General features: G+C 72.4%; 17 protein-coding genes. 10 read left to right on the top strand and 7 right to left on the bottom strand.

The annotated features are described in order from the left end of the window. Nucleotides 1-21 precede the first annotated feature (21 nt). Nucleotides 22-1359: an ABC transporter substrate-binding protein gene (locus AB0I42_RS28540; protein WP_357541940.1), complete on the bottom strand. Its 1338-nt coding sequence runs from the start codon at nt 1357-1359 to the stop codon at nt 22-24. Nucleotides 1360-1616: 257 nt separating this feature from the next. Here AB0I42_RS28540 and AB0I42_RS28535 point away from each other — a divergent pair, with 257 nt between their 5' ends. The 9 genes from AB0I42_RS28535 to AB0I42_RS28495 all read left to right on the top strand — a co-directional run bounded on the left by AB0I42_RS28535 (nt 1617) and on the right by AB0I42_RS28495 (nt 12235). Next, complete coding sequence (locus AB0I42_RS28535; protein WP_357541938.1) at nt 1617-3116, top strand: FGGY family carbohydrate kinase; 1500 nt, start codon at nt 1617-1619, stop codon at nt 3114-3116. After that, on the top strand, nt 3113-3814 hold the full coding sequence (locus AB0I42_RS28530; RefSeq protein WP_357541936.1) for a histidine phosphatase family protein: 702 nt from the start codon (nt 3113-3115) through the stop codon (nt 3812-3814). The genes AB0I42_RS28535 and AB0I42_RS28530 overlap by 4 nt, the downstream gene beginning before the upstream one ends. Next, the gene (locus AB0I42_RS28525) at nt 3811-4596 is read left to right on the top strand and encodes a DeoR/GlpR family DNA-binding transcription regulator (RefSeq protein WP_357517145.1); all 786 of its coding nucleotides are present in this window, start codon (nt 3811-3813) and stop codon (nt 4594-4596) included. The genes AB0I42_RS28530 and AB0I42_RS28525 overlap by 4 nt, the downstream gene beginning before the upstream one ends. A 9-nt stretch (nt 4597-4605) precedes the next feature. Continuing rightward, nucleotides 4606-6042: an FGGY-family carbohydrate kinase gene (locus AB0I42_RS28520; RefSeq protein WP_357541934.1), complete on the top strand. Its 1437-nt coding sequence runs from the start codon at nt 4606-4608 to the stop codon at nt 6040-6042. Between the two features lie 106 nt (nt 6043-6148). Then, nucleotides 6149-7201, top strand: a complete 1053-nt coding sequence (locus AB0I42_RS28515) for a 2-hydroxyacid dehydrogenase (RefSeq protein ID WP_357541932.1) — start codon at nt 6149-6151, stop codon at nt 7199-7201. A gap of 292 nt (nt 7202-7493) precedes the next feature. Then, on the top strand, nt 7494-8039 hold the full coding sequence (locus AB0I42_RS28510; RefSeq protein WP_357541930.1) for a hypothetical protein: 546 nt from the start codon (nt 7494-7496) through the stop codon (nt 8037-8039). Between the two features lie 231 nt (nt 8040-8270). Then, nucleotides 8271-9659 (top strand): hypothetical protein, encoded by a 1389-nt coding sequence (locus AB0I42_RS28505; RefSeq protein WP_357541928.1) that lies wholly within the window; start codon nt 8271-8273, stop codon nt 9657-9659. Between the two features lie 87 nt (nt 9660-9746). Next, the gene (locus AB0I42_RS28500; protein ID WP_357541926.1) at nt 9747-10985 is read left to right on the top strand and encodes a MoxR family ATPase; all 1239 of its coding nucleotides are present in this window, start codon (nt 9747-9749) and stop codon (nt 10983-10985) included. Continuing rightward, entirely contained in the window at nt 10982-12235 is a 1254-nt protein-coding gene (locus AB0I42_RS28495) for a VWA-like domain-containing protein (protein ID WP_357541924.1), read from the top strand. The genes AB0I42_RS28500 and AB0I42_RS28495 overlap by 4 nt, the downstream gene beginning before the upstream one ends. A gap of 34 nt (nt 12236-12269) precedes the next feature. Here the strand turns inward: AB0I42_RS28495 and AB0I42_RS28490 are convergent, their stop codons facing one another. Continuing rightward, nucleotides 12270-13241, bottom strand: coding sequence for a GNAT family N-acetyltransferase (locus AB0I42_RS28490; RefSeq protein ID WP_357541922.1), 972 nt, complete (start codon nt 13239-13241; stop codon nt 12270-12272). Nucleotides 13242-13311: 70 nt separating this feature from the next. Next, the gene (locus tag AB0I42_RS28485) at nt 13312-13848 is read right to left on the bottom strand and encodes a hypothetical protein (RefSeq protein ID WP_357541920.1); all 537 of its coding nucleotides are present in this window, start codon (nt 13846-13848) and stop codon (nt 13312-13314) included. A gap of 653 nt (nt 13849-14501) precedes the next feature. On the opposite strand from AB0I42_RS28485, the gene AB0I42_RS28480 reads away from it, so the two are divergent. After that, nucleotides 14502-16052, top strand: coding sequence for a glycosyltransferase family 39 protein (locus tag AB0I42_RS28480; RefSeq protein ID WP_357541918.1), 1551 nt, complete (start codon nt 14502-14504; stop codon nt 16050-16052). A gap of 84 nt (nt 16053-16136) precedes the next feature. On the opposite strand, the gene AB0I42_RS28475 is transcribed toward AB0I42_RS28480, so the two are convergent. The 4 genes from AB0I42_RS28475 to AB0I42_RS28460 form a co-directional block, all read right to left on the bottom strand. Then, a complete protein-coding gene (locus AB0I42_RS28475; protein WP_357541916.1) occupies nt 16137-16508 on the bottom strand; it encodes a hypothetical protein in 372 nt (123 codons plus the stop codon). 356 nt (nt 16509-16864) lie between these two features. Continuing rightward, nucleotides 16865-17083 carry a hypothetical protein gene (locus AB0I42_RS28470; RefSeq protein WP_357541914.1) on the bottom strand — a complete coding sequence of 73 codons (219 nt, stop codon included), beginning with the start codon at nt 17081-17083 and terminating at the stop codon, nt 16865-16867. Continuing rightward, a complete protein-coding gene (locus AB0I42_RS28465) occupies nt 17070-17393 on the bottom strand; it encodes a DddA-like double-stranded DNA deaminase toxin (RefSeq protein WP_357541912.1) in 324 nt (107 codons plus the stop codon). The genes AB0I42_RS28470 and AB0I42_RS28465 overlap by 14 nt, the downstream gene beginning before the upstream one ends. A gap of 92 nt (nt 17394-17485) precedes the next feature. Then, a complete protein-coding gene (locus tag AB0I42_RS28460) occupies nt 17486-18052 on the bottom strand; it encodes a DUF6244 family protein (RefSeq protein ID WP_357541910.1) in 567 nt (188 codons plus the stop codon). Nucleotides 18053-18163: the final 111 nt, after the last annotated feature.

The raw sequence follows: 18163 nt of genomic DNA, 5'->3' as shown, positions 1-18163 counted from the left end.
GCGGGCCGGGGGATGCGGGGCCTACTGGCCGACCGACTTGTTGTAGGACTCGATGACGGGGGTCAGGGCCCGCTGCGACTCGGCGATGGCCTGGTCGGGGGTGGACCGGCCGAGGATGACGGCCTCGACGACGTCGTTCATCTTGTCCCTGGCCTGTGGCATGACGCCCATGAGGCAGCCGTGGCTGGCGGGGGTGTCCGGAGCCTGGCGGACCTGGGCGGCCGGCTTGGCGAAGTCCGGGTAGGTGGTGAGGATCTCCTTGAACGCGGCGGTCTCCTCGGCGGTGCGGTTGATCGCGATGTAGCCGGTCTGGGCCGCCCACTGCGCCTGGGTCTCGGCGGAGGCGAGGTACTTGAGGAAGTCGACCGCCGCCTCCTGCTTCGCCTTCGGGTGCCCGGCCATGGTCCAGACCGATCCGCCCCCGTTGAAGACGCCACCGGTCTGCCCGGCCTCGGCGCGGATGTAGTTGGCGACGCCGACCTCGAAGTCCGAACCGCTGATGATGTCCCGCAGGTTCGCCGAGGTGAACGGCAGGATGGCCGCCCGGCCCGCCTGGAAGGCCGCGGACGCGTCGGTGTTGTTGCGCCCGACGTTGAGCCCGTCGCCGCTGTTGATCAGGCCGGCCCAGGTCTGCACGATGTTGCGCAGCGTCGGGTTGTCCCAGTTGACGGCGGTGGGCAGCCCTTCGCGGCCGTTGCCCTTGTCGCAGTACTCCACCCCGGCGTTGGCGAGCAACTGCTCGACGAGCCACCCGTCGATGGAGGCGACGAAGCCGTAGCGGGTGACGTTGCCGCCGGAGCGGACGGTCAGTTTCCGCGCGGCGTCGGCGAGTTCGGCGAGGGTGGTCGGCGGCTTCTCCGGGTCGAGTCCGACCTCGGCGAAGGCGGTCTTGTTGTAGAACAGCATCGGTGCCGAGGCGTTGAACGGCAGGGACTGTAGCTTGCCGTCCACGGTGTAGTAGCGGGCGATGCCCGGTTCGATCTGGTCGACGTCGATGCCGCCGTCGGCGGCGAGGTCGGCGAAGGGCACGGTGGCCTTGGTGTCGTACATCAGCCTGGTCCCGATCTCGAAGACCTGCACCAGGTTCGGTGTCTGCCGGGACTGGATGGACGCTCGCAGTTTGGTCAGTGAGTCGTTGTACTTGCCCTGGTAGATCGCCTCGACCCGGACCTTGCCGGCGTTCTGCTCGTTGTACCGGTCGACCAGCGCCTGGACGGCCTCACCGTTCTTGCCGCCCATCGAATGCCAGAAGCTGATCGTCTGGACGCCGTCGGAGTCTCCGCTCCCTCCGCCGCACGCGGCGATCAGAGCCGCACAGGCGATGGCGGCGACTCCGCGCGCGATCCTGCGTCGAATCATCTGTCCTCCAGTTGAACGGCCGCGCGCCGGCGGCCGGCCTGCCGCACACCGTGAAGATCGGTGTGGCAATGGCTGTTATCTAACACGGTGCGAGTGAAGTTCACAACACCGTGATCCGCTGGAAATATCGCGGAGCGGCCACCCATACAGGAGCAACGCGGCAGGGAGAGTCAGAAAAGGGCACTCCCACACCTCACAACTCCGTGTTAAGTTAACGCAACTCTTGTTGACTCCCGTGCTGGAGGTTCTGATCCCGGATGCGCAGCTCCGCACTGTCCACACCAGATCTCTGGGCCGGGGTCGACGTCGGCACCCAGAGCCTCCGCGTCATGGTCACCGACGGGCAGGGCCTGGTCGTCGGCCACGGCTCCGGGCCACTGACCAGCCGGCGGAACGGGCCCCGGCACGAACAGGACCCGGAACAGTGGTGGCGGGTGCTCGGAACCGCGTTCCGCCAGGCACTCGGCGACCTCGCCGTCGACCGGCTGCGCGGCCTCGCCATCTGCAGCACGTCGGGCACCTTCCTGCTCGCCACCCCTGACGGACGGCCGCACAGCACCGCGCTGATGTACGACGACGCCCGCGCCGGCGCGGAAGTCGAAGAGGTAAGCGAGGTAGGCGCCGAACTCTGGGCCCACCTCGGCTATCCGATGCAGCAGACGTGGGCGTTGCCCCGGCTCGTCTGGCTACTGCGCAACGGGGCACCGACCCACGCGGCCGACCTGGGCCGCGGCCGGCTGCGGCTGTTGCACTGCGCGGACTTCCTCGCCGGCCGACTGGCCGGCGCACCGGTCGCCACCGACTGGACCCACGCCCTCAAGAGCGGGTACGACGTGGAGGCGCTGCGCTGGCCGGCCGAGGTGCTCGACCGTCTCGACCTGCCGGCGACGCTCTTCCCCGAGGTCGTACGGCCCGGCACCGAGATCGGCACGGTGGGCCGGATCGGGGCGGCGCACACCGGGCTGCCGGTCGGCCTGCCCATCCACGCCGGCCTCACCGACGGCTGCGCCGCCCAGGTCGCCGCCGGGGCGCTCGAACCCGGCGGGTGGAACTCCGTCCTGGGCACCACCCTCGTGCTCAAGGGGGTGACCCGGCACCGGCTGCGCGACTCCGGTGGCGCGGTCTACTCGCACCGGCACCCGGACGGTGGCTGGCTGCCCGGCGGCGCCTCGAACGTGGGCGCCGGGGTGCTGCGGGCCCGCTTCCCCGACGCCGACCACGAACAGTTCGACGTCGCCGCCGCCCGCCACGAACCGGCCGGCGGCCTGAGCTACCCGATCAACGGGCGCGGCGAGCGGTTCCCTTTCGTCGACCCCGGCGCCGAGCCGTTCGAGATCGGCACCTTCGCCGGCACCGCCGACCGCTACGCCGGCGTCCTGCAGGGCGTCGCCTTCGTCGAACGGCTCTGCCTCAGCTACCTGCGGATGCTGGGCGCACCGGTGACCGGCCCCATCTCGGTCACCGGCGGCGGCAGCCGCAGCCGGTACTGGTGCCAGGTCCGCGCCGACGTGCTCGGGCAGCCGGTCCGCCGCCCCGCCCAGCCCGAACCCGCGTTCGGCATGGCGGTCGTCGCGGCGGCCGGCGAGAAGTCGCTGGCCGCCACCGCGCGGAGCATGGTCCGCCCCGGCCAGCGCATCGACCCCCGGCCGGACGGCCAGCGCCGCTTCGCGCCCGCGTACGCCCGTTTCGTCACTGAACTGACCCGCCGCGCCTACCTCAGCCCGGAGCTGTCGCGGCATGCCCTGGAGGCAGCGTGAACGCCACCACCGTCCTGCTCGCCCGGCACGGCCAGACGGCCTGGCACTCGCCGAACCGGTACACCGGCCGTACCGACATCCCGCTGGCCCGCGCCGGTGAGGAGCAGGCCGACCGGCTCGCCGAGTGGGCGGCGGGCCAGGGTCTCACCGGGCTCGCCTGCTCGGCGCAGCATCGGGCCCGCTCCACCGCGGCGCCGGTGGCCGCCCGTACGGGACTGCGGGTGCGGGTGGAGGAACGGCTGGTCGAGGTCGACTTCGGTGTCGCCGAGGGGCACACCATGGCCGAGATGCGCGAGCGGGACCCGGATGCCGTCGCGGCGTTCCTCGCCGATCCGGCGGCGAACCCGTGGCCGGGCGGTGAACGGCCGGCGGCGGCCGTGGCGCGGGCGTACGCCGCCCTGGCCGAGATCACCGCCGCCGACCCGGGCGGCCGGGTGCTGGTGGTCGCGCACAGCACCCTGATCCGGCTGGTGATCTGCGCGGCGCTCGGCATTCCGCTGGGTGACTACCGGCGCCGGCTGCCCCGGCTGGATCCGGCGGCGGTCTGCGTGATCTCGCTGCCCGCCGCACCGGCACCCGTGCCGGACACAGTGGACGGATCGGCGTCGGGTGTGCCCGGGGCGGCCCTGCTGGCGTACAACCTTCCGGTAGCGACACCGTGTCCGCAACCCAACCACATTCCGACGGGAAGCCGATGAGCAGCATCGATTCCGGGGAGCGCAGCCGCCCGGCCCAACGCCAGTCCGACATCGCCGAGCAGGTTCTCCAGCACGGCTCGGTCTCCGCCGCCGACCTCGCCGAACAGTTCGGGGTCAGCCTGATGACCATCCACCGCGACCTGGACGAACTCGCCCGGCAGGGCATCGTCCGCAAGTTCCGGGGCGGCGCCAGCGCGCAGCCGTCCAGCGTCTTCGAGTCCAACGTCCACTTCCGGCTGCGTGCCTCGACGCAGCACAAGCAGGCGCTCGCCCGCCGGGCCCGCGGCATGATCGAGCCGGGGATGGCGATCATGCTGGACGACTCCACCACCACCCTGGAGCTGGCCCGCCTGCTCGAGGAGAGCACCCCGCTCACCGTGGTAACCAATTTCCTGGAGACGATCAAGCTGCTCTCCGGCATCCGTGGCATCCGACTGCTCGCCCTCGGCGGCGAGTACTACCCGACCCACGACTCGTTCCTCGGCGTGCCCTGCATCGAGGCGATCGACGCGCTACGGGTGGACCTGCTCTTCGCCTCCACCTCGGCGGTGTCCCGTGGCGTCACCTACCACCAGGAGCAGGAGATCGTGCTGGTGAAGCGCGCGATGCTGCGCTCCGCGCAGCGGCGGGTGCTGATGGTCGACCACACCAAGCTCGGCCGGGTGGCACTGCACCAGGTGGCCCCGCTGTCGGACTGGGACCTGGTGCTCACCGACGACCAGGCGCCCGAGGAGACCCTGGCCGAGCTACGCGAACAGCACATCGCCTACGAGATCGCCTGAGGAGTTCCGGTGCGGGTGACAATCGGGGTGGACGTCGGCACCACCGTCACCAAGGCCGTCGGGTTCACCCCCGACGGCCGGGCGGTCGCCGTCGCGAGCCGCCCGACGGTGCTGCGGCGGCTGCCCGGTGGCCGGTACGAGCAGAACCCGGACCAGGTCGCGGCCTCGGTCGGCGAGGTGCTCGCCGAACTCGCCGCCCGCTGCCCGCACCCGGTGACCGGGATCGGCGTCACCGGGCAGGGCGACGGCCTGTGGCTGGTGGACCGCGACGCGCGGGCGGTCCGGCCCGCCGTCTCCTGGCTGGACGGGCGGGCCGTCGGAATCCTCGCCGAGTGGTCGGCGGACGGGCGGACCGCCGAGGTCTTCCGGCGTACCGGCAACCACCTGTTTCCGGGCGCCTCCGGCCCGTTGCTCGCCTGGATGGACACCCACGAGCCGGCGGCGCTCGCCGGGGCGGCCACCGCCGGCTACTGCAAGGACGTGGTGGTGCAACGGCTCACCGGGCTGCGCGCCACCGAGGTCTCCGACGCTTCGGCGCCCTTCCTCGACCCGCACACCCGACGGTACGACGAGTCGCTGATCGACGCCTGCGGGCTGGGCCGGCACCGTGACCTGCTCGCGCCCGTACTGGCCACGCCGGTCGGCGAACTGACCGCGACGGCGGTGCCGGACGGCCCACCGGCCGGGACGCCGGTGGTCGCCGCCCCGTACGACCTGCCGGCCACGGCGATCGGGGCCGGGGTCACCGGGGTCGGCGACGGGGTCCTGATCGTCGGCACCACCCTCGCCTGCCAGGTGGTCACCGACCGGGTCCGCACCGACGGCCCGCCGGCCGGGCTCACCCTCTCGCTACCCGACCCGGGGCGCTGGCTGCGGGCGATGCCGGCGATGGTCGGGTCGGCCGCGCTGGACTGGGTCCTCACCCTGGTCGGCGCGACCGTGGACGACCTGCCGGCCCTGCTGGCCGCGAGCCCGCCCGGCGCCAACGGGGTCCGGATGCTGCCGTTCCTGGCCGAGGCCGGGGAACGTGCCCCGTTCACCGCGCCACACGCCCGGGGCAGCTTCGACGGCCTGCGGTTGGGCACCGCCCGGGCCGACCTGGTCCGCGCCGCGTGCGAGGCGATCGCCTACAGCGCCCGGCACTGCCTGACCGCCGCCGGGCTGACCGGGCGGCTGAGTGCCTGCGGCGGCGGGATCGCCTCCGCCGAATGGCGGCAGATCTTCGCCGACGTGCTCGGCAGGCCGATCCATGCCCACACCGGCGAGCAGGTCGGGGCACGGGGCGCGGCGCGTACGGTACACGCCGCGCTCGACCTGCCGCCGCTTCCCGGGCCGCCGGCCGCGGTGGTCACCCCGGATCCGGCAGCGGTCGCCGACTACGAGGCCGGCTACGCCGACTACCTGCGGCGGTTGGAGCGGGCCCGTACCGGCTGGACCGGCCCCTGACCCGTGCCGGGCGCCGGCCGCCCGGCCGATCCAGCCATCCGTGCCGCCGCCGGCGGCGCGACAGAACCCGGTACCGCCCGACGGCGGGTGAAGACAGGAGAGCGCCGTGCCCCCCATCCCGGTCCTGATCGCGGGAGACCACTTCGTCACCTGTGGACTCGTCGCCGAGCACCTGCGGGCCACCGTCGGCGAGGCAGTCGAGATCCGTGAACTGACCCTGCCCTGGCCGTATACCCCGTTCGGCCCGGTCGCCGAGGTCGACGAGGCGTCCGGCAGCGAGGACGAACTGATCGCCGCCCTGGACGGCGTACGGATCGCGGTCACCCAGATGGCCCCGTTCACCGAACGGGTCCTCGCCGCCGCGCCGGAGCTACGGCTCGTCGTGGTCTGCCGGGGCGGGCCGGTCAACGTCAACATCCCGGCCGCCACCGCACACGGGGTGACGGTCCGGACCACCCCCGGCCGCAACGCGGTCGCCGCCGCCGAACACACCGTCGCGCTGCTGACGGCCGCGCTGCGGCAGATCCCGGCGAACCACGCCGGCCTGGTCGCCGGAGAGTGGCGCAGCGACCTGTACGCCCTGGAACACTGCGGCGACGAGTTGGCCGGTGCCACGGTCGGCCTGGTCGGGTACGGCGCCATCGGCAGCCGGGTGGCCCGGATCCTGCACGCCTTCGACGCCGAGGTGCTGGTGCACGATCCGTACGCCGACCCGGCCACCGTCACCGGCCGCCCGGTCGACCTGCCCGAACTGCTCGCCAGCAGCCAGGTGGTGAGCCTGCACGCCCGGCTCACGCCGGAAACCGCCGGCATGATCGACGCCGCCGCGCTGGACCGGATGCGCCCCGGGGCCGTACTGGTCAACACCGCCCGCGGTGGCCTGGTCGACTACCCGGCGGTCGCCCGCGCGCTGCACTCCGGGCGGCTCCGCGCGGCCGCGTTCGACGTCTTCGACGCCGAGCCGCTGCCCGCCGACTCGCCGCTACGCACCGCCCCCCGGGTGGTGATGACCCCGCACCTGGCCGGGGCGACCAGGCAGACGGCGATCCGGGCGGCGCGGCTGTCCGCCGAGGCGGTCGCCGCCCACCTGGCCGGCGAAGGGCCGGATGCGGCGACGACGGCCGGACCCGTCGCGGCGGCGGTGAACGGCCGGCGCTAGGGATTTCCCGGAAGAGTCCGGGGTGGCACGGCGGCGAGCATGGACACCGGACAGCCCGGGGCGACCAGCCCCGAATCCCACCACCGTCTGGAGTTCGAGCCATGTCGTCGCTTCGCGCCGCCCGCACCGCGATCGTCACCACCGTCGCCGTCGCGGCCCTGACCGCCGCCACCGCCGTACCGGCCGCCGCCGGCCCCGTCTTCGACTTCAACTTCGCGAACGGCTACATCGCGGCCAACGAGGTCAGGACTACTATCCGGGCGCCAACGGCAACCCCAACGGGTCCAGCACCATGGTGTGGGGGACGCCGGGCTCACCCTCGACGTACACCGCCACGGCCACCTGCGCGCCGATGGTCACCCTCTCGCTCAAGCGGGCGTACGGCGCCGACTGGGCCACCAACAGCTTCTTCCAGACCCACTTCGGCAGCACCAGCCCCACCTCGGCGCAGTACTACAACGCGATCAACGCCGGCACCGTGCCGCACGTCAAGAAGGTCGGCAAGCTGACCGACGCGTTCGTCGGCGACATCATCGCCATCAGGTACAACGGCGGCTCCGGCGCGGCCACCGGCCACACCGCGTACTTCGCCGGCCGGACGCCGTACGACATGGACAACAACCCGGCCACCATCGAATGGGCGGTGCGGGTCCTCGACAGCACCAGCGAGCCGCACGGCGTCGCGGGCAGCATCCCGCAGGACTTCCGGGACAGCCGTACGGTCGGCGCGGTCGAGTACGACGGGCTCGGCGAGGGCACATGGTGTTCCGGACCGACAGTGCCGGCACCATCCTGGGGCACTGGTGGGGCGCCAACGAGAGCACCTGGCGTCCGGTGAGCGACCGCCCGGTCACCATCGGCCGGATCACCCGGGCCGCGTAGCGCTCTCCGGCGACGGGGTGGGTACCTGGACCGGGTGCCCACCCCCGGTTCGTGGCGCGTCTGCCCGGGGCGGTTCCGGCATTCGGCCGCCCCATGTCTGGCGTGGCGGGTGCGACGGTTGTACGCTGCCCCCGATGAACACCTCCTCTTTCAGATTGGGGGCCCCATTCGCACAAGGTGAGTGCTGATGCACCCATCTACCGCGAACCGGGATTCCCGTCTTCTCGTCTGGCGGCACGTGCGCGAGTTCGCCGTCCCGCCGTCCATGATCAGATCTGCGACCGACCGCCGTGCCGTCGGCGACTGGGCCGGAGCGTGTGCCGCCGCCCGCGTCGATGTCGACCTGAGTCTTCGCTTCGTGGCCCACGCCCACGGGCAGGAACTCGCGGCACGGATCCGGTCCGACCTCCGTCAACTGGCTCCCGACCTGCTGCGCTGGCACATGCCGAGGGTCGCACCGGACGGGCTGCTCCGACCGGGCCTGACCGTCTCCCTGACCCGCTACGGCCCGGCGGAGGGCGCGGACGGCGACACGGTCCACCTGGTGGCCCGGACTCCCCCGGCCTGGGCGGACGCCGGCCAACGGATCAGCCTGGCGCTGTGGAACGGGTCCCGGCCCGGAACCGGCCGGGGTTCGCACCCCGACCGGCGGTTCCGCCTCGACCTGCACCGCCACCTCTGGGACTCGCGCCGGGCGGGTGAACTGCGAACCCGGGCCGGCGCGGACCGGTGTCCCGGCGACCAGAATCTCGCTGTCGAACCGTTCGTGCCGCCAGGCCACGGCTACGCCGCGGACCGGTGGGCGGACGAGGCAGGGCTGCTGCTCCGCGCGGAGGGCCGGACCACCGGCACCGTCGCCGTACGGATCGGCGCCCGGCGCCGGCTGCTCCTCGACCTGACCACCGTCGGGAACACCACCGGCGGGTCGCCGGGACCGAGGATCACGGTGGCGCCCGCCGGGGGCCGCAGCCGCGGACTTCCGGTGCTGCCCGACGCGGCGACCTGGGAGCTACCCGACCTGGCGTTGCTGCGCGCCGGGCTGATCGGGCCCGAACGGCTGCACCCGCTGGTGGCGCAGGCCCTCGTACCGGATCGGCCACCGGCCGACGCCGCGCACGCAGCGGACGGCGACCACGTTCCGCGGCTCGTCGAGTGCCGGGGCGCCCGGCACCGGATCGGCCTCGTCGACGGCGTCCTCGTCCCGCTCGACCACGACCCGGCCGAGATCCGCCGTGAGGAACTGCTGGCCGCGCTGACCGGCACCCCACTGCCCTGCCTACAGGCGATCGACGACGCCCACCGACACCCGGAGTGCCTCGTCGACGTACGGGCCCGCCTGGACCACGGCGACATCGCCGGTGCCTTGGCCGCCGTCGAGGCCGTTCTCGGACCCGACGCGCTGCTACGCCCTGGTGCTCTGCGGGACGAGTTGGAGACCGCGGCGCTCCGGCAGGTCAGGCACGGACTGTTCCGGGCCGGACTCGCCGGACGCATCGGCGCCCTGGCCCGCCGACCCGACCAGCGCCGCCTGCGTCGCGACTGCCGGACCCATCCGCGGCACGCGTTGCCCCGCTGACGCGGCCCGCTCCCCCACCTTTCCGATCTCCACCCCGTCACGGGCGCGACCGCTGCCGCCCCGACTCGAAACCCAAGGTGATCCCACATGCTCAGTTCCATCCCGTCCGTCACCCCGGCAACGGCCCACCACACCGGGCTCGACGTCGCCGCCGACCTGCTCGCCCTCCTGCGCGACACCGCCACCGAGCCGCGTCCCGACATCCAGTTGGAGGCGCTGACCCTGGCCGTGGCCGCCGACCTGCCCGTGCTGCTGTGGGGCGAGCCGGGAATCGGCAAGACGGCGGCCCTGAACCAGCTCGCGACGGCCCTCGACCTGCCGCTGACCACGGTGATCGCCAGCGTGCACGAGCCGTCCGATTTCGCCGGCCTGCCCGTGGTCGGTGACGACCCGGCGGTGCAGGGCGTCCCGATGGCCCCGCCGGACTGGGCCGTCCGCCTGGTCCGCGCCGGGCGGGGACTCCTGTTCCTCGACGAACTGTCCACCGCGCCGCCGGCCGTCCAGGCCGCCCTGCTCCGCGTCGTACTCGAACGGCGGATCGGCGCCCTGCGGCTGCCGGCCGGTGTCCGGATCGTGGCCGCCGCCAATCCACGGTCGTCCGCGGCCGACGGCTGGGAGCTGAGTGCGCCCCTGGCCAACCGGTTCGTCCATCTGCAGTGGACGTACGAGCACGAGACGGTGGTACGCGGCCTCGGCGGGACCTGGCCCAGGGCGGCACTGCCCCGGCTCGCCCCGCAGCGGCTGCCCGAGGCCGTCGCGTACGCCCGTCGGGCGGTGTGCGGGCTCCTCACCGGCCGCCCCGCGCTGGTGCACCAGATGCCGAACAACGAAGCCCGCCGGGGCGGCCCCTGGCCGTCACCGCGCAGTTGGCAGATGGCGCTGTGCCTGATCGCGTTCGCCACCGCGGCGGGGTCCTCGCGGGAAGTCCTGTCCATGTTGGTCAGAGGGACCGTCGGGGACGGGCCGGGGCTCGAACTGCTCGCCAGCCTGGACCGGATGGACCTTCCCGATCCCGAGACGCTGCTGGCCGCCCCGGCAACGGCCGAGCTGCCCGAACGGGGCGACCTGCGCCAGGCCGTACTCGACGCTGTGGTCGCGGCGGTCCGGGAGCGTCCGGACCGGGCCCGCTGGGATGCGGCGTGGAACCTGCTCGTACGGACCCTGGAGACCGGAGCCCCGGACCTCGTGGTCGTCCCCGCGACCACGCTCGCCGCGCTGCGGCAGCCGGACTGGGACGTCCCGGCGGCGATCGAGCGCCTCACCGGAGTGGTGTCGCTGAGCCGGCGCGCCGACCGGGTCGCGGCGGCGGTCGGGAGCGGCCGATGACCGCCGCCGTACGGGGTGCACTCGACCTCCAGAAGCTCTACACCGCCCGGCTGCACGCCGCCCGGGTCCGGCCGTACCTGGCGACGGCGCTGTTCGCCCTGCATCCGGTGGAGTCACGGCGGGTGCCGACGATGGCGGTGGACCGGCACTGGCGGTGCTACGTGTCGCCGGCGTTCGTGGACCGCACCCCGGTCGAGGAGTTGGCCGGCGTGTGGGTGCACGAGGTCTCGCACCTGCTGCGTGACCACCACGGTCGCGGCGACCGGATCGCGTCGCAGCAGGGCCTGACCGGCCGGGGTGAACGGCTGCGGATGAACATCGCGGCCGACTGCGAGATCAACGACGACGTGTACGGCGACGGACTCGCCCGGCCCGAAGGCGCCGTCGACCCGGCTCTCCTGAGGCTGCCGGAGGGGAAGCTGATGGAGGAGTACCTGACCATGTTCCGGCTCGGACCACACACCCAGGGCCTGGTCTGGCTGGACTGTGGCAGTGGCGCCGACGGGCTGGAACGGGAATGGGACCTCGGGGCGGACGGCGCGTACGGGCTCAGCGACCAGGAACGGGACGCGGTCCGGTTCCGGGTCGCGCAGGGCCTCACGGGACAACCGGGTGACGCCCCGAAAGGGTGGCGACGCTGGGCGGAAGAGGCGTTCCACCCGCCGCAGCCGTGGCGGGACCTGCTGGGGGCGGCGGTCCGCTCGGCCGCCTCCAGCGCCGGTGCGGGCGAGGACTACACGTACGGCCGGCCGTCGCGACGGTCCACCAGCCTGCCCGGCATCGTCCTGCCGAGCCTGCGGCGCAGGCCACCCCGGGTCTCGGTGGTCGTCGACACGTCCGGGTCGGTCAGCGACTCCGAACTCGGCAGCGCGCTGCTCGAGGTCGCCGCGATCGCCCGCGCACTGGGCGGTCGACGCGACCTGGTCACCGTGCTGTCGTGCGATGCCGCGGCCCACCTGGTACGCCCGGTGTGCCGCGCCGAGAACATTCCGCTGGTCGGCGGCGGCGGCACCGACCTGCGTACCGGCTTCGCCAGGGCGCTGCGGGCGACGCCCCGGCCGGACGTCATCGTGGCGCTGACCGACGGGCAGACCCCCTGGCCGGACCGACAGCCGCCGTGCCGGACCGTGGTGGGCCTGTTTCCCCGGCACGGAGCCAGTCGGTCATGGGACGAGGAGGATCCCGACTACGTACCGGACACGCCGCCGAGCTGGGCCCGGGTCGTCACCATCGGCCCCCAGCCGTACTGAACCCGCCGCCGGCACCCGCGGTCGGGCGGCGGGCTCAGTAGCCGACCGTGCGGTGCAGCCGGAGGAACGTCTCGGCGAAGCCGAGCCTCGGCCAGGTACGCGAGGAGAGCAGGTTGGTCACCCGCCAGTCGGTGACCACGCTGTCGAAGCCGCTGTCGACCGACCAGTCGATGACGGCCTCACCGAGCGCCCGGCCGGCGCCGGCCCCACGGGCGTGCGGATACACCGCGGCGTACGCGAGGAACGCGGCGTTGTCCGGAAGAGCCAGGCTCAGGTGGCTGCTCGACTTCTCCAACGCGCACCCGATCGCGGAGCCGATCACCTTGCCGTCGCGTTCGGCGACGAACGTGGCGTACTCCGGGTTGTCGATGTCGTCCTCCCAGTCGGCGAGGCTCTCCTCCACCGTCCCGACCCGGCCGGCCGAGAACGTCGCGGCCAGGCCGTGGTGCATCGGCAACTCGAGATCGAGCCGGGCCAGCTCCGGAATGTCGGCCCGGACGGCCCGGCGCACCGACAGCCCGCCGGCCAGGGGCGCCGTCGCCACCTTCTCCGGCGGTCGGATGGCGTGCGCGTGCTGCTGGCCGAAGCCCAGCCGGAACCAGGCACCGACCAGGTCCTCGTCATCGGCCGGCACGATCACGTAGTGCGCGGTGCGGCCCTCGTCGACCCAGCGGGTCGCGGCGACGCCGTACAGGTCACGCATCACCTCGGCGTCGGTGACCGCCTGCCCGGCCGCCTCGACCCAGATGTTCGGCCCCCACACCGGCGACGTCTTCGGGGCGCCGAGCAGAAACCCAACCGGTGAGCCGGCCCGGAACGCGACCGCACCGGACGCGTCCTCGGTCTCGAATGCAGCGGTCAACTCCGCGACCGCGGCGTTGACGTCTTCGAATCGGGGGGACAGTAACGGATGTGCGATGCGGTGGCGGCGGTGCCGCTCGGCCAGCATCGCGCCGCAGGCGGCCAGATCGGCGGCCTCGAGCGGACGAACCTCTACACGGGACATGGCGGGCACGGTATACATCCGCGCCCCGGCCGGCATTCGCTTTTCGCGCTCGCCCTTTGCCCGGCGCCCCTCACTCGGGCAGGAAGCCGGCCGACCAGGTCTCGAACCGGTCGCCGTACTCGGCGCGGGCCGTGGCGACGACCACGTCCGGGTCGTCCGCCGGGGTCAGCGCGAAGTGCTCGGCCAGCCAGGCGACGTAGTCGGCATGGCCGGAACGGTGCTCGTGGTCGTCGCCCCGGTAGAAGTAGGCGTCGTCCCAGCCGACGGTGATCTCGCAGTCGTAGCCGACGAGTCGGAACAGTTCCCGCAGGTCGCGGGCGACGACATGCTGGCCGCCCTCGTCGCCGAAGACGACGACCGGCAGGCTCGCCAGGTCGGCCCGGTCGTCGATCCGCCACAGGGTGTAGAACGAACCGCCGTCGGTGGCCCGCGCGAACGGCACCAGCCGGTCAAGGAACTCGGGATCGTCCGACCAGCCGGCCGCCAGGCCGGACGTGTCGTCGTACTCGGTCAGCCCGAACCCGTCGGCGTACTGGCCGAACCCGATACGGTCCTGGAACGCCATGAGCAGGTTGAGCTCGGCAACCGGCGAGTAGTCGGCGTCCACGGATCCTCCTCAAGGCCCCGACTCGCCCCCGGGAATGGTGGCGCCGCACCGGTCACGAGGGCCAGGAGACCTGCCCCGACGAAGCAGCCTCCCAGAAACAACCCGAACGCCGTCAGGAGAGGGGACACCTAAATCTTCACATGCGATACGGAAACGTCCTGTCCCGTACCTGCCGCCCGATCGCGACCCACCGGCGACGGCCGGGGGCCGACGTCTATCGATCCCGCCATTCCCGCTCCGGCTCGCCCGGAGTTCTTCCTCGTGACGCCGCCCTCCCCGGTAAGTCCGACCCGCACGTGGCCCTCGATCAGTGGCGAACCCGCCAGCGGGCGATCGGCCGGGACAGGTTCCATGGTCAACCAGCCGTTCCTGGCCGCCCGGCCGCGAAATCACCAAGCACCCGCAGCCCCGCTTCGCTCATCTCGGGCTCCGACAGCACCCCGGCGTGGGTATCCGGCTCGCCCGCGTCAGCGAGGACGAGCCGGGTCAGGTCATAGCCCGGAAACCGGCCGGGCATCCCCGGCGGCAGCGTCCGGAGTTCCGGCGTGTCCGTGGGTACCTGGCTGTGCGGGACTCTCGACCGGGGCCGATCCGTGACTGTCGACAGGGCGTTTGGGGCAGCGGTCGAAAGGGCTGGCAGCCATCATGGGAACATGGCCGAATCAGTCGCCGACCTGGCTCGCCCATCTCATGAGGAGCCCGGACCGGCCGGCGCGCCACCCGCTCCCGGTCCACGGGCCTACGGTCCCTGGCTGGTCGCCGGCGGGGTGATCGTCACGCTCCTGATCCTCTCCAACCGCTACGGCTACCACCGCGACGAGCTCTACTTCCTGATCGCCGGCCGAAACCTCGACTGGGGCTACGTCGACCAGGGCCCACTGGTGCCGGCCCTGGCCCGGCTCGCCGACACCGTGGCGCCCGGCAACCTGGTGGCGCTGCGTACCCCGTCGGCGTTCATTGCCGGCGGGTGCGTTCTGCTCGTGGCCGCGCTCGCCCGCGAGTTCGGAGCGGGACGGGGTGCGCAGACCTTCGCGGCGTTCCTCGCCGGCAGTTCCGGCCTGGTGCTGGCCAGCGGCCACCTGCTCAGCACCACCACCGTCGACATGCTCGTCTGGCTGGCCGCGGCGCTGTGCGCGGCCCGGCTGCTGCGTACCGGCGACACCCGCTGGGCGCTCGGTATCGGGCTCGTGCTCGGCGCCGGCATGCTCAACAAGCTGCTGCCCGCGCTGCTGGGCGTCGGCCTGCTCGCGGGGGTGGCGATCGCCGGACCCCGCCGGCTGCTGCGCGACCGGTGGGTGCTCGCCGGCTTCGGCGTCGCCCTGCTGCTCGCCGCGCCCAGTCTGGTCTGGCAGGCCACGCACGGCTTCCCGCAGTTGTCCGTGGCCGCGTCCATCTCCGGCGGCGACAGCTCCTACAGCGGGCGGCTCGACGCACTGGCCCTGCAGTTCGTCATCATCAGCCCCTACGCCGTGCCCATCTGGATCGCCGGCCTGGTGGCGCTGCTGCGACGCCCCCAGTGGCGGGCCTACCGGGCGCTGGCCTGGGCCTGGCTGGTGGTCGTCGCCGTGGTGCTGCTCGCCGGCGGCAAGGGCTACTACGACGCCCCGCTGCTGCTGGTGCTCACCGCCGCCGGCGCAATAGTCACCGCCGCCTGGGCCACCCGCCGCGCCAGCGTGCTGCGTCGTACGCTGCTGGTGGCCGGCGCGCTGCTGTTCGTCGCCCCGAACGGGGTGCTGCTGCTGCCCACCCTGCCCGCCGACCGCCTGCCCGGCTTCGTGGTCGACGTGAACTACGACGCCGGCGAGACGATCGGCTGGCCCGCGTTCGCCGACTCCCTCGCCACCGTGCACCAAGCGCTCCCCGCCGAGCAGCGACAGCGCGCGGTGATCCTCACCGCCAACTACGGCGAGGCCGGCGCCGTCGCCCGCTACGGCCCGACGCGGGGCCTGCCACCGGCGTACTCCGGACACAACAGCATGGCCGACTTCGGCCGCCCTCCGGCCGACGCCGACGTGGTGATCGCCGTCGGCTGGAACCGTCCCGACCAGTTGCGGGAGTGGTTCACCACCGTCAGCCTGGCCGGCCGTGTCGACCAGCGGGTCGATGTCGACAACGACGAGAACGGTGGCCCGATCTGGCTCTGCGTCGGGCTGCGCCGGCCGTGGGCCGACATCTGGCAGGCCGAGGTACGCCACGCCGGCTGATCGCCGGCGGTAGCTCGTCACGATCGACTCAACGGGTCAAACCGGGCCGCGGGAGTCCATATGTTGGCGACCAATCTCCCCAGGTCACAGCCCCGCAGACCGCAGAATCAGCAGACCGTGAGCCAAGTCGGGCCACTGATCGGACGGCACCCCAGTTGTGGCGTAGCCGTCGAACAGCGAGCGGACGGCGAGCGTGCCGTCGAGGCACCACCCCGGCGCCGGTGGTCGCCCCTGCCAGTGGCGGTCGGCGAACAGTTCGTGCCGCGACCGGTATTGCCGGGCCACCACGACCGCGCGCCGCACGCGGGCGTCCAGACTGCCCAGGCCCTCTGCCCGATCAGTGGCGGCCAGCAGCGCGGCGAGCCGTTGGCGTACCCAAAGGGCCAGGACCTGCTCCAGCGCGCTGGAAAAGAGCCGACTGGGCGGAGCAGGCGTCGACCAGCGGACTTCACGCAAGCAGTCTCAGGAAGCCCACCTGGACCGGCAGCTACGACGCCACGCTTCACACAGAATCCCAAGGTCAGTCCCACTCCCACACGTCCCACCCCGTCCAGGCAGTCCCCGCAGATTAAGAGCGCGGTCGTGATCGACTCAACGGGTCCAACCGGGTCGTAGGAGTCCATTTGTTCGCTGCCAATCCCCCAGTTCTTCGAGACGGCGTCCCGCCCGGTCCACACAAGTACGACCCGTCCACGGCGCCCGAGCACCCGGGGAGCACCCACCAGTGCCCTCCCAGCGACCGAATGAAACGGGGAACAAACGCGGACCAGCAACCGTTTTCCGTGTCGCCGCCTATCCGGACATCGCATGGGTCATTCGTCGTCAGGGCCGACCCAGAACAGACCGCGCTCGGTCAGGTCGGGGGCATACTCCAGCACGATGTACCAGCCAGGGCGGTCGTCGGGCGGCCGGACGCCGAGTGACGTGGCGTAGGCGGTCAGTTCGGGCGTGTCGAGATCGTGCACCCGCTCGTTGAGTGCGGCCAGGGTTGCGGGGTCGGCCTGCACTTGGCGGTCGTCAGCGTCGATCATCGGTCAGCCCTTCCCCGGTCCCTTTGAAGTCCCACAGCCGCACAGACCCGTTGGCGTACACCTGGTAGACGGTCACCCGGTAACCTACCGGCAGCGTCGCCTTGAGGTTCTCGGTGCAGCCGTCCTCCCCTTGGCAAGGTCGCATGTTCATGTAGAGGACTGCCGAGCGCACGCCGTGCCGGCGCATGTACGCGGTCGCATTCGACTCCACGTGGTGAACGAACCGCATCGACCGGCGCGGCTCGGCAAGATCTTCGGCCGCGCCGGTGTCGCCGGGCCCGACGACCGGCGTCAACGGTCGCCCGTCCACGTCGTACAACCGCCCCGCGGCCACATCTCGCCCAACGTACCGACGGATTTCTTCGATCGCGGAACGGTTCGGTGGTATCCGAACCGGTGCTGTCACGGGTGGCGGGACGATCCTCTGCCCGCCACCCGAAGTCGGTTTCCCGAACTACCGGCCCTTCTCGCCTCGCTAATCGCCGCCACGACCTGCTCCCTGGCAGCGTTGACGTGCTGACCAACCCCGGCCAGGATCTGAAGAAGGGCATCCAGCCTGGCCAGCAGAGGCCCAGGATCGCCACCGTGCAGGACCGCCGCAGTAACCTGCTTGGCCTGGTCGACCTGCCCGATACAACCACCGACCCCGTCATGGATACCGTTGAGCTTCTCCATCACTGGGGCGAGCATCGCGACGGCTTCTTGCGGGGTCGACTGTCGCGGGACGGCAGACAAGACCGTGGTGGCCTCACCCGCCAGGACAGCCAGGCTCCCGATCCCCGCCTGGACCTGCCCGATCACCTGGCGAACTCTGGCCGTGCTTTGCGCAATCCCCACGAAACCTGACGCCGCCGCATGCAACGCGACCTGCTGCGCGCCATGATCAGCAGAGACGATCTCCTGACCGGCACGGCCGATACCAGCAGTTATCACCCGCAAGCCCGTTCGGATGGAATCGAGCAGGGACACCTACACCTCCCGCTCCTCGTACCTCATCGACCTCCACACGGTAGGCCTGACACAATCCCGACTGTAAGCAGGAGAGCGAGCCGATGATGGAGGTTCCGTCCACCACTGGCC

Origin of the sequence: Polymorphospora sp. NPDC050346, from assembly GCF_040655695.1 — a bacterium.
In the GTDB taxonomy this organism is placed as follows: domain Bacteria; phylum Actinomycetota; class Actinomycetes; order Mycobacteriales; family Micromonosporaceae; genus Polymorphospora; species Polymorphospora lycopeni.
This window is presented reverse-complemented; position numbering and strand designations above follow the sequence as displayed.

What these genes read in the sequence shown, in the direction of transcription:
- AB0I42_RS28480 (WP_357541918.1), top strand. Translation starts at nt 14,502, where the DNA reads ATGGCCGAATCAGTCGCCGACCTGGCTCGCCCATCTCATGAGGAGCCC.
- AB0I42_RS28525 (WP_357517145.1), top strand. Translation starts at nt 3,811, where the DNA reads ATGAGCAGCATCGATTCCGGGGAGCGCAGCCGCCCGGCCCAACGCCAG.
- AB0I42_RS28510 (WP_357541930.1), top strand. Translation starts at nt 7,494, where the DNA reads ATGGTGTGGGGGACGCCGGGCTCACCCTCGACGTACACCGCCACGGCC.
- AB0I42_RS28495 (WP_357541924.1), top strand. Translation starts at nt 10,982, where the DNA reads ATGACCGCCGCCGTACGGGGTGCACTCGACCTCCAGAAGCTCTACACC.
- AB0I42_RS28470 (WP_357541914.1), bottom strand. Translation starts at nt 17,083, where the DNA reads ATGATCGACGCTGACGACCGCCAAGTGCAGGCCGACCCCGCAACCCTG.
- AB0I42_RS28500 (WP_357541926.1), top strand. Translation starts at nt 9,747, where the DNA reads ATGCTCAGTTCCATCCCGTCCGTCACCCCGGCAACGGCCCACCACACC.
- AB0I42_RS28490 (WP_357541922.1), bottom strand. Translation starts at nt 13,241, where the DNA reads ATGTCCCGTGTAGAGGTTCGTCCGCTCGAGGCCGCCGATCTGGCCGCC.
- AB0I42_RS28505 (WP_357541928.1), top strand. Translation starts at nt 8,271, where the DNA reads ATGCACCCATCTACCGCGAACCGGGATTCCCGTCTTCTCGTCTGGCGG.
- AB0I42_RS28535 (WP_357541938.1), top strand. Translation starts at nt 1,617, where the DNA reads ATGCGCAGCTCCGCACTGTCCACACCAGATCTCTGGGCCGGGGTCGAC.
- AB0I42_RS28540 (WP_357541940.1), bottom strand. Translation starts at nt 1,359, where the DNA reads ATGATTCGACGCAGGATCGCGCGCGGAGTCGCCGCCATCGCCTGTGCG.